Origin of the sequence: Streptomyces capoamus, assembly GCF_014654935.1 — a bacterium.
In the GTDB taxonomy this organism is placed as follows: Bacteria; Actinomycetota; Actinomycetes; order Streptomycetales; family Streptomycetaceae; genus Streptomyces; species Streptomyces capoamus.
Window position 1 is genome coordinate 106,888 of the sequence record NZ_BNBF01000016.1, and the last position, 9,541, is coordinate 116,428.

Below are 9,541 nucleotides of genomic sequence, written 5' to 3' on the forward strand. Positions count from 1 at the left end.
CCCGGCAGCCCCGGGTACGTGCGCAGGGTGCGCTGAGGCGGCCGCCGGCCCCGGGACCCGTCCGGGCGGTACGGGCCGGGGCGCCCGTACCGCCGGACCGCGGTCAGGCGGTGCCGTCCCGTACGGTGATCGCGCCGACCGGGCAGGCCCGGGCCGCCGCCCGGGCCATCGGGTCGCCCGTGCCGTCCTCACCGCCGGGCAGGAGGGTGCTGTATCCGTCGTCGTCCTGGGTGAAGACGCCCGGGGCGGCCAGCGCGCACTGCCCGGCGCCGATACAGACGTCCTTGTCGATGTCGATGTGCATGAGCAGAGCCTCTTACCAGCTCACGGGGAGTTCCAGCATCCCCTGGATCGTGTCGCCCGGTTTGAACGGGATCTCGTGCGCCGGGGCGGCCAGCCGCAGCCCGGGCAGCCGCGTGAACAGGCTGCCCAGGGCGATCTCCAGCTCGGCCCGGGCCAGGTTCTGGCCGAGGCACTGGTGGATGCCGAATCCGAACCCCACGTGGTGGCGGTCGGGGCGGTGGAAGTCCAGGGCGTCGGGGTCGTCGTAGCGGGCCGTGTCGCGGTTGATCACCGAGGTGGAGAAGAGCACCCCGTCGCCGGCCCGGATGGTGGTGCCGGCGATCTCGATGTCCTCCAGCGCCACCCGCTGCAGCCCGTCCGCGATGGACAGCAGCCGCATCAGTTCCTCCACCACGACGGGCAGCAGCTCAGGGTCGGCGCGCAGCTCGGCCAGCCGGTCGGGGTGCTGGAGCAGGGTGTAGGTGCCGAGGGAGATCATGTTTGCGGTGGTCTCGTGCCCGGCGACCAGCAGGATGATGGCGAGCGACACGGTGTCGGCGCGGTCCAGCTCGCCGGTGCGCAGCCGCTGGTGGACCAGTTCGTCGAGGATGCCCTCGCCGGGCTCGGCCTGCTCGCCCTTGGCGTCGATCAGCCCGCCCAGGTACTCCTCCAGCCGGTCCCGGGCGTCGACGGTGTCGGCGCCGGTCGGGCCGCGCAGCAGCCGGCGGGACTGCTCCTCGAAGAACTCGTGGTCGGAGTAGGGCACGCCGAGCAGCCCGCAGATCACCATCGACGGCACGGGCAGGGCGAAGGCGGAGACGAGTTCGGCGGGCGGCCCCTGGGCGATCATCCTGTCCAGCAGGTCGTCCACGGTCCGCTGGATCCGGGGGCGCAGGGCCGCCGCGCTCTTGAGGGTGAACGACGGGATCAGCATCCGCCGCTGCTGGTGGTGCTCGGGGTCGTCCAGTCCGAGCAGGGCCACCTTGCGGTCGCGGCCGGCCTCGAAACGGGCCGTGGGCACGGGGAAGCCCGGACGGCGGCGCTCGGTGGACAGGCGGGGGTCGGCGAGCAGCGTGCGGGCGGTGGCGTACGCGGTCACCAGCCAGACCTCGCGGCCGTCGTAGAGGGTGACGCGGGCCAGGGGGCGCCCGTCACGCAGCGGGTCGTAGCCGGTGGGCGGGTGGTAGGGGCAGGTGCGGTCCTGGGGGAAGGCGACGGGTTCGGCCGGGGCGGCCGGGCCGCTGGGGTCCGTCAGTTCCGTCATGGGAAGACCTCGCAGACGAAGAGTGCGTCGTGCCGATCTTCATTAGATGCCCCAGGCACCTATGGGTCGACGTCAAGTTCGGCCACTTCGGTGACCCTCGTGATCTGGCCGAAGGACGGCGGATGGCGGGGCGGGGACCGGCCGGCGCGCCGCACACTGGGGGCGGTGCCCGCGGATCATGGGTCGTCCGCCCTCGGGCTGGGCAGTGATCGGCAGACAGACCGTTGACCGACGAAAGGAAGCGGATCCCATGCCTCTAGAGGGCGAGTACGAGCCCAGCCCGACGCAGTGGGTGCGCGAGCAGGTCGAGCTGTACGAGAGCTCCGGCGGTACGCAGGGGACGACGCTGCGCGACACCGGGCAGCCGGTGATCGTGCTGACCACCCGGGGCGCGAAGAGCGGGAAGATCCGCAAGACGCCGTTGATGCGGGTGGAGCACGAGGGCCGGTACGCGGCGGTCGCCTCCCTCGGCGGGGCGCCCAAGCACCCCGTCTGGTACTTCAACGTCAAGTCCGACCCGCATGTCGAGTTGCAGGACGGCCCGGTGAAGCGCGACATGCGGGCCCGGGAGGTCACCGGCGCGGAGAAGGCCGCGTGGTGGGAGCGTGCGGTGGCCGCGTACCCGGCGTACGCCGACTACCAGAAGCAGACCTCCCGGGAGATCCCCGTCTTCGTGCTGGAACCGCTCGACGAGAACTGATGCGGGCGAGCGCCCGCGGCGGGAAGGGAGCCAGGGAGGACGCATCCACGCACGACGCTTTCAGGCCGGCACACGGCCCCGTTTCAGAAAAATCTGTTCCGGGGGCGTGTGAGGCGGCCTGAGCCAGGGCACTGGTGCGTCAGGCCCCGCCGCGTTCCCCCGTCGCGGCGGGGCTCTCCCGTGCCTCGCCCGCCGGACGGTCGGTGACGTCGAGGAAGACCTGGTCGGCTTCCGGGAACGTCCGGGCGAGGGACCGCTTGATGCGCACGGCGACCTTCTCGACGCGTTCGCTGTCCAGGCCCGGCACCAGGTCGACACGGGCGGCCACCAGCATGGAGTCCAGGCCCATCTTCATCGTGAACAGCGCCTCCACGCTGTCGATCTCCGGCTGGGCCCGCAGCTGCTCGCGGATCCTGCCGCTCAGTTCCGGGTCCGCGGCCTCCCCGATCAGCTGGTCGCGGGCGTCGCGGCCGAGCCGGTAGGCGACGAAGACCAGCAGCGCGCCGATGGCCAGCGAGGCGGAGGCCTCCCACACGACCTGTCCGGTGACCATGTGCAGGGCCATCCCGACCAGTGCGAGGGTCACACCGAGCACCGCCGTGCCGTCCTCGGCGACCACCGTGCGCAGCGCGGGATCGCGCAGCGCGCTCAGCCCGCCGCCCTGGCGGCGCACCTGGTGCAGCGCCCGCAGCAGCGAGACACCCTCGGCGAGCAGTGCCACGCCCAGCACGATCAGGCCCGCGACATAGCCGCTGAACTCCTCCTCGGCGCCGTTGCGGAGGGCCTCGACGCCCTGGAAGACGGAGAAGCAGCCGCCCATGACGAAGATGCCGACGGCGGCGAGCAGGGACCAGAAGAACCGTTCCTTGCCGTAGCCGAAGGGGTGCTTGCTGTCGGCGGGGCGGCGGCTGCGGCGCAGCGCGGCCAGCAGGAAGACCTCGTTGAGGCTGTCCGCGACCGAGTGCGCGGCCTCCGACAGCAGGGCGGGCGAGCCCGCGAGCACGCCGCCGGCCGCCTTGGCGACGGCGATCACCAGGTTGGCGACGAGCGCCACCAGGACGGTGACCTTGGTGTGGTGGTCGGAGCCGTTCCCGGCCGGGCCGCCGGATCCGCCCTCGTCGTCGCCCTCGTCCTCACCCCCGCCCTCGGGCCCGGCGGGTGCGCGTGCGGGCCGCGTTCCGTTGTCCGGGGCGTGTGCCGTTGCCGTTCCGGGGCCGGTGGCGTGCACCGGTGCCGTCGCGCTGTCCTCGGCCGTCCGTGCGGCCGTCTCCCGTTCCGAGGATGTCCCACTCACCCTTCGCCGACTGCCCCCGACCGGACGGCTCACACCGTGCGGTCCGCGCCAAACGGGGAACGCGGGCTTGAGGACCCGGACGGTCCGGGCGGCGAGGAGGACCCATGGGCGACGACGGCAACCGCGGCTACGGACACCGGAGCTTCAGCCGCTCCCGGAGCCACTTCCGGGACCGGATCACCGCCGACGGCCGGGACGGCTGGCCGGTGGAGGCGGGCCGGTACCGGCTGGTGGTCTCGCGCGCCTGCCCGTGGGCGAGCCGGGCGGTGATCTCGCGCCGGCTGCTGGGGCTGGAGGAGGCGCTGTCGATGGCGGTGGCCGATCCGATCCAGGACGACCGCAGCTGGCGGTTCACCCTGGATCCCGGCGGCCGGGACCCGGTGCTCGGCATCCGGTTCCTGAGCGAGGCCTACGAGAAGCGGGAGAGGGACCATCCGGGCGGGGTGAGCGTGCCCGCCGTGGTGGACGTGCCCAGCGGGCGGCTGGTCACCAACGACTACCAGCGGATCACCCTGGACCTGGCCACCGAGTGGACGGCCCTGCACCGCGCCGGCGCGCCGGACCTGTACCCGGACGGGCGGCGCGAGGAGATCGACGAGGTGATGGCCGAGGTCTACGAGGACGTGAACAACGGGGTGTACCGCGCCGGGTTCGCCACGCACCAGGAGGAGTACGACAAGGCGTGCGCGGGCGTGTTCCGGAGGCTGGAACTGCTCGGTGAACGGCTGTCGGGGCAGCGGTATCTGGTCGGCGACACGCTCACGGAAGCGGACATCAGGCTGTTCACCACGCTGGTCCGGTTCGACGCGGTGTACCACGGACACTTCAAGTGCAACCGCTGGAAGCTGGCGGAGCATCCGGTGCTCTGGGCGTACGCCCGGGACCTGTTCCAGACGCCGGGGTTCGGCGACACGGTCGACTTCGACCACATCAAGCGGCACTACTACCAGGTGCACTCCGGCATCAACCCCACCGGCATCGTGCCGCTCGGCCCGGACCTCGCCGGCTGGCTGAGCCCGCACGGCCGGGCGGAGCTGGGCGGCCGGCCGTTCGGGGACGGAACCCCGCCGGGGCCGGTGCCCCCGGGCGAACGGGTGGCCCCGCGAGGACGGCCCGCATGAGGGGCAGCTGACGAGGAAGTAGTCTCCCATGGCCAAGAACAAGAAGAAGAAGCTCCCGCTCGCCTACCAGCCGATCGGATTCGTACTCAGCTGGGCGGGTGGCGCGCTGGCCGGCATGGCCTTCCGCAAGGCGTGGATGGTGATCCGGCACGAGGAGGACGCGCCCGACGCCCTGGACCCGGACCGCAGCTGGGGCGAGATCCTGCTGGCGGCAGCGGTGCAGGGCGCGATCTTCGCGACCGTGCGCAGTGCCGTGGACCGCACCGGCGCCAAAGCCATCGCCCGCTCGACAGGCGTATGGCCGGCGACCGACAAGGGCGGCCGCGACTGACCCCACCCGCCCCCACCGGGCTGCCCGGCCCTGGTTCCGCCGGGCAGCCCGATCGCGGCGCCGGCGGCGGACCGGCCCGCGCCACGGCCGGCCCGCCAGGGCCCCGGATCGCCGTCAGCCCTGTTTCGGGGCCGTCGGGGGTAGGAGACGCAGGGTGAAGGAGTGGCCCGCGGGGTCGGCGTAGCCGCGTTCCTCGTAGGGGCCCGCCGCGTCCCTGGTCTCGATGGGGCGGCCGCCGAGGCCGACGATCCGGCGTTCGGCCTCGTCCAAGTCCTCGACGCGGAAGTCGAGATGGGCCTGGAGCGAGTTCTCGGGGCGCGGCCAGCTGGGCGGCGTCGCGTTGACGTCGCGGCGGAAGGCCAGCCGGACGCCGTCGGCGCCGCGGATCTCCACCAGGTTGGCGGACGCGGCCGTCCGCTCGCCTTCCAGCAACTCACGGTAGAACTCGGCGAGTTTCTCCGGTTCCGCGCAGTCCAGCACGACCACGCCCGCTTTGACCAGTGCCATGGATCCTCCCGGGATGAGTCCTCTTTCCTGCGGATATCCCGGCCCCCGCGATTCAGTCGGCGGACAGCCGCTCCCCGGCGCGCATCAGCTCCCCCGTGCGGGTCGCGCACGGTCAGGCACAGCCGACGCCCTCCTTGACCAGCGGCCAGGCCTCCACCGCGTGCTCGGTGCGGATGTACGCCGTCGCCCTGTCCGCCGTCAGCCACAGCCGGCGGTCGCCATGGCGGTACCCGGTGTCGCGGGCGTCGGCGGGCATCCGGACCCGCGGGCGGTAGGGCGCCCGGAGCAGTCCGTCGCGGGCCAGCACGCCGTCGGGGTCGCGGGCGTAGGTCCGGTCGTCCAGGGCGAGGAAGTGGGCGGACTGCCAGGCGCAGTGCTCCGCCCCCGGCGCGCTGTGCAGGTGCGCCACCGCGACCCTGCGGCCGGCGCGGTCCGTCCAGATCTCCCGGTCCGTGGTGGCCGTGAAACTCTCGGGGAGTTCGGCCGGATCGCAGGAGGCGTGGGTCTCCGGGCCCCAGCCGGGACGGCCCTTCTGGTCCTCGGCCACCACGACGGCCACCTTCGTGCGGCCGCCGACGTCGAGGGAGTACAGGACCCGGTGGGGTTCCGCGCGCTCCACGCGGTAGCCGTGGTCGGGCAGCTCCGGCTCGAACATGTCGAAGGCGATGTCCAGTCCCTCCTCGGGGGTGGCGCCGCCGTCGGACCGGCTCCAGCCGTCGGGGCCGGCACCCTCGAAGATCTCCCCGTCGCACTCCAGCGCCCGGCCGGCCGCTCCGGAGGCCAGGCGCGTCGCCCGGGGGCTGTGTCCGGTGAGCTCCCTGGTGGGCAGGTACAGCGGACCGGCGTAGGGAGTCGCCGGCGGGGTGCCCTTCACCACCAGGTCCGGTCGAGGGCCGTCGCCGCACCCCGCCACCGCCACCGCCACCGCCACCGCCGTCAGTACGGCCTCCGCCGCGAGTCTTCTTCGCATCCCGTTTCTGCCCTCCCGTGCGCCCGGTCGTCGTGCGTGCGGTCCTTGGACGCGGGAGCGGGCCGGGACGTTCAGCGGGCCTGCTGGAAGGTCCTGCGGTAGGTCTGCGGGGACACCCCGATGGCGGCGTGCAGGTGCTGGCGCAGTGAGGCGCCGGTGGCGAAGCCGACCTCGGCGGCGATCCGGTCCACCGGCAGGTCGCTGGCCTCCAGCAGGTGCCGGGCGCGGGCCACCCGCTGCTGGATGAGCCAGCGGCCGGGGCTGAGGCCGACCTCGTCGCTGAAGCGGCGGGCGAAGGTGCGCATGCTCATCCGGGCGTGTCCGGCGAGGTCCGCCAGGGTGAGCGGCTCGTCCAGGCGCTCCAGTGCCCAGGCGCGGGTGGCGGCCGTGCCGGCGGCGTCGCTGTCTGGGACCGGCTGCTCGATGTACTGGGCCTGGCCGCCGTCCCGGAACGGGGGCACGACACAGCGGCGGGCGACGGCGTTCGCCAGCCGGCTGCCGTGGTCGGTGCGGACGATGTGCAGGCAGATGTCGACGCCGGAGGCCGCGCCGGCCGAGGTGAGCATGCGGCCGTCGGCGACGAACAGGACGTCGGGGTCGAGCTCCACCTGGGGGTAGCGGCGGCGGAACAGCTCGGCCACCTGCCAGTGGGTGGTGGCCCTGCGGCCGTCCAGGAGGCCCGCCTCGGCGAGCACGAAGGCGGCCGTGCAGATGGAGACGATCCGGGCGTCCGGGCGGATCCGGGCGAGGGCGTCGCGGACCTCGGCGGGCAGCTCGGCCGGGATGTGGGCGGGTGCCATGGAGGCGACCACGACCGTGTCGGCCGTGTCGAGGATCTCCGGGCCGTGGGCGACACCGACGGTGAAGTCGGCGTTGGTGCGCACCGGACGGCCGTCGACCGAACAGGTGAGCACCTCGTAGTGGCCGTCCGCCGCGCCGAAGATGCGGCTGGGGATGCCCAGCTCGAAGGGGTAGACGCCGTCGAGGGCCAGGACGACGACCCGTTCCGGGCGCCGGGGGCGCAGCTCCAGATCCATCATGGCACGATCCTATCGAATGTTGGCAATCTTGCCATTTCTCGGTCGGGCGGATTCCGGCAGGCTGGGTGACCATGAGCGATGTGAACACGATGCGAGCCATCAGCCAGGACGTCCTCGGCGGTCCCGAGGTCTTGAAGGAAGTACAGATGGAGCGGCCCGAGCCGGGCCCGAACGAGGTGCTGGTCCGGGTGCGGGCCGCCGGGGTGAACCCCACCGACTGGAAGCACCGGGCCACCGGCGGGTTCCTGGGCGAGCCCCCGTTCGTCCTCGGCTGGGACGTCTCCGGTGAGGTCGCGCGGACCGGGATCGGCGTGGCCGCGTTCCGGCCCGGCGACGAGGTCTTCGGAATGCTGCCGTACCCCTTCGGCCACGGCTCGCACGCCGAGTACGTCATCGCCCCGGTCCGGGCACTGGTGCACAAGCCGGCCTCCCTGGACCACGTGCAGGCCGGCGCGCTGCCGCTGGTGTCCCTGACCGCGTGGCAGGCGCTGACCGAGCACGCCGACGTGCGGCCGGGCCAGCGGGTGCTGATCCACGCGGCGGCCGGCGGGGTCGGCCACGTGGCGGTGCAGATCGCCAAGGCGCGCGGGGCGTATGTGATCGGTACGGCCAGCGCGGGCAAGCACGACTTCCTGCGGGAGATCGGCGTGGACGAGCCGGTCGACTACCGGGACACGGACGTCACCGAGACGGTCCGGGACGTCGACGTGGTCCTGGACACGCTCGGCGGCGAGACCTCCGTGCGGTCCCTGCGGATGCTGCGGCCGGGCGGCGTGGTGGTCTCGATCCTGCCGGTGGGCTCCGACGACTTCCACGAGGAGGCCGAGCGGCTCGGCGTGCGGGCGATGCGCATGCTGGTCGACGCCGACCGGGCCGGGATGCTGGCGGTCGCCGAACTGGCGGAGTCCGGGCGACTGAAGGCGACGATCGCGGGGACGTTCCCGCTGGCCGAGGCCGCGAAGGCGCACGAGCTGGGCGACACCGGCCGGACGACCGGCAAGCTGGTGCTGCTGGCGGACTGAGCGGCCCGCGTCCGCGTTCCGTACCCGCGACACGCGACAAACTCGAAGACATATGTCAATCGAACATGCTCAAATTCCTTCCATCGAGGGTAACTTGACGATCGGTACACAACGTCGGGGCGCGGGTGGGAGGTGGTGCCGAGGTGCGACGCGAACCCGTGCCCCTCGCCCGGCACCTGAGCGTGTACGAGGACCGCGGGCACACCGTGCTGGAGCTGCGGGGTGAGATCGACATCGCCTCGGCGGCGCGGATCGGCCCGTTCCTGGACCGGGTCACGGGCCGGCCCGGCATCCGCCTGGTCGTCGACCTGCGGCCGGTGGAGTTCTTCGACTGCTCCGGGCTGCGACTGCTGTACCGGGCGCGTGTCCGGGTCCTGGAGCGGGGCGGGCAGCTGCACCTGGTGTGCACGCACCCGCTGACCCTGCGGGTGTTCCGGGTGACCGGTCTGGCGCGGCTGCTGCCCCCGCTCCCGAGCCTGGACGAGGCCGTGGCCCGCTCCGAGGCCGCGTCCGGCTCCCTGTGATCCGGTCCCCGCGCGTGTCTGCGCGGGGACTTGGCGGGCATCAGGTCGGCAGGAAGGAGGACCGTCACGATGACGACTCCCGTGAAGCGACTGCCGGGCTGGGCCAAGGCCGTGGCCGCCCTCGTGCTGGTGCTCGCCGTGCTGTTCGCCGGGATCCGGCTGGCCGTACTGCCGGGCATCAAGGACCTGTTCGGCACCGACACCCACGACCGTTCCGGGCCCGCGCTGCTCAAGTCCATCCAGGACATGAGCCGTTACGACGCGGCCTCGGGCAACTTCCAGGTCGTCGTGGACCTGGAGAAGGACGCCAGGTTCCTGCCCGACGCCCTGCGCGGCACCCGCACCCTGTATGTCGGCGCGGGCACCGTGGACGCCTACGTCGACCTCGGCCGGGTCGGCGAGCGGGACGTACGGGTCGACAAGGACCGGACGTCCGCCACGATCCGGCTGCCGCACGCGCGGCTCGGCAGGCCGGCCCTCGACCCC

12 protein-coding genes are annotated in these 9,541 nt (G+C 73.0%); 6 read left to right on the forward strand and 6 right to left on the reverse strand.

The window, feature by feature from the left end:
- Positions 1–103: 103 nt before the first annotated feature.
- Together IE312_RS23960 and IE312_RS23965 are read right to left on the reverse strand one after the other, a co-directional pair.
- Complete coding sequence (locus tag IE312_RS23960) at positions 104–304, reverse strand: ferredoxin (RefSeq protein ID WP_189984386.1); 201 nt, start codon at positions 302–304, stop codon at positions 104–106.
- A gap of 12 nt (positions 305–316) precedes the next feature.
- Complete coding sequence (locus tag IE312_RS23965; protein WP_189984387.1) at positions 317–1,546, reverse strand: cytochrome P450; 1,230 nt, start codon at positions 1,544–1,546, stop codon at positions 317–319.
- A gap of 250 nt (positions 1,547–1,796) precedes the next feature.
- Here IE312_RS23965 and IE312_RS23970 point away from each other — a divergent pair, with 250 nt between their 5' ends.
- Positions 1,797–2,246, forward strand: a complete 450-nt coding sequence (locus tag IE312_RS23970; RefSeq protein ID WP_189984388.1) for a nitroreductase family deazaflavin-dependent oxidoreductase — start codon at positions 1,797–1,799, stop codon at positions 2,244–2,246.
- A gap of 139 nt (positions 2,247–2,385) precedes the next feature.
- On the opposite strand, the gene IE312_RS23975 is transcribed toward IE312_RS23970, so the two are convergent.
- Positions 2,386–3,303 (reverse strand): cation diffusion facilitator family transporter, encoded by a 918-nt coding sequence (locus IE312_RS23975; protein ID WP_229900393.1) that lies wholly within the window; start codon positions 3,301–3,303, stop codon positions 2,386–2,388.
- Between the two features lie 341 nt (positions 3,304–3,644).
- On the opposite strand from IE312_RS23975, the gene IE312_RS23980 reads away from it, so the two are divergent.
- Positions 3,645–4,661, forward strand: coding sequence for a glutathione S-transferase family protein (locus tag IE312_RS23980; RefSeq protein WP_189984389.1), 1,017 nt, complete (start codon positions 3,645–3,647; stop codon positions 4,659–4,661).
- 28 nt (positions 4,662–4,689) lie between these two features.
- The gene (locus IE312_RS23985; RefSeq protein ID WP_189984390.1) at positions 4,690–4,992 is read left to right on the forward strand and encodes a DUF4235 domain-containing protein; all 303 of its coding nucleotides are present in this window, start codon (positions 4,690–4,692) and stop codon (positions 4,990–4,992) included.
- A 114-nt stretch (positions 4,993–5,106) separates the two neighbouring features.
- On the opposite strand, the gene IE312_RS23990 is transcribed toward IE312_RS23985, so the two are convergent.
- From IE312_RS23990 to IE312_RS24000, 3 genes are all read right to left on the reverse strand, one after another.
- Entirely contained in the window at positions 5,107–5,499 is a 393-nt protein-coding gene (locus IE312_RS23990; RefSeq protein ID WP_189984391.1) for a VOC family protein, read from the reverse strand.
- A gap of 112 nt (positions 5,500–5,611) precedes the next feature.
- Entirely contained in the window at positions 5,612–6,469 is an 858-nt protein-coding gene (locus IE312_RS23995) for a hypothetical protein (RefSeq protein WP_189984392.1), read from the reverse strand.
- Positions 6,470–6,540: 71 nt separating this feature from the next.
- On the reverse strand, positions 6,541–7,509 hold the full coding sequence (locus tag IE312_RS24000) for a GlxA family transcriptional regulator (protein WP_229900370.1): 969 nt from the start codon (positions 7,507–7,509) through the stop codon (positions 6,541–6,543).
- A 71-nt stretch (positions 7,510–7,580) separates the two neighbouring features.
- On the opposite strand from IE312_RS24000, the gene IE312_RS24005 reads away from it, so the two are divergent.
- The 3 genes from IE312_RS24005 to IE312_RS41665 form a co-directional block, all read left to right on the forward strand.
- Positions 7,581–8,531 (forward strand): NADP-dependent oxidoreductase, encoded by a 951-nt coding sequence (locus IE312_RS24005; RefSeq protein ID WP_189984393.1) that lies wholly within the window; start codon positions 7,581–7,583, stop codon positions 8,529–8,531.
- Positions 8,532–8,674: 143 nt separating this feature from the next.
- Positions 8,675–9,055, forward strand: coding sequence for an anti-sigma factor antagonist (locus IE312_RS24010; RefSeq protein ID WP_189984394.1), 381 nt, complete (start codon positions 8,675–8,677; stop codon positions 9,053–9,055).
- Positions 9,056–9,124: 69 nt separating this feature from the next.
- Positions 9,125–9,541 (forward strand): DUF4230 domain-containing protein (locus IE312_RS41665; RefSeq protein ID WP_229900371.1); only part of this gene is annotated, 417 nt, incomplete at its 3' end.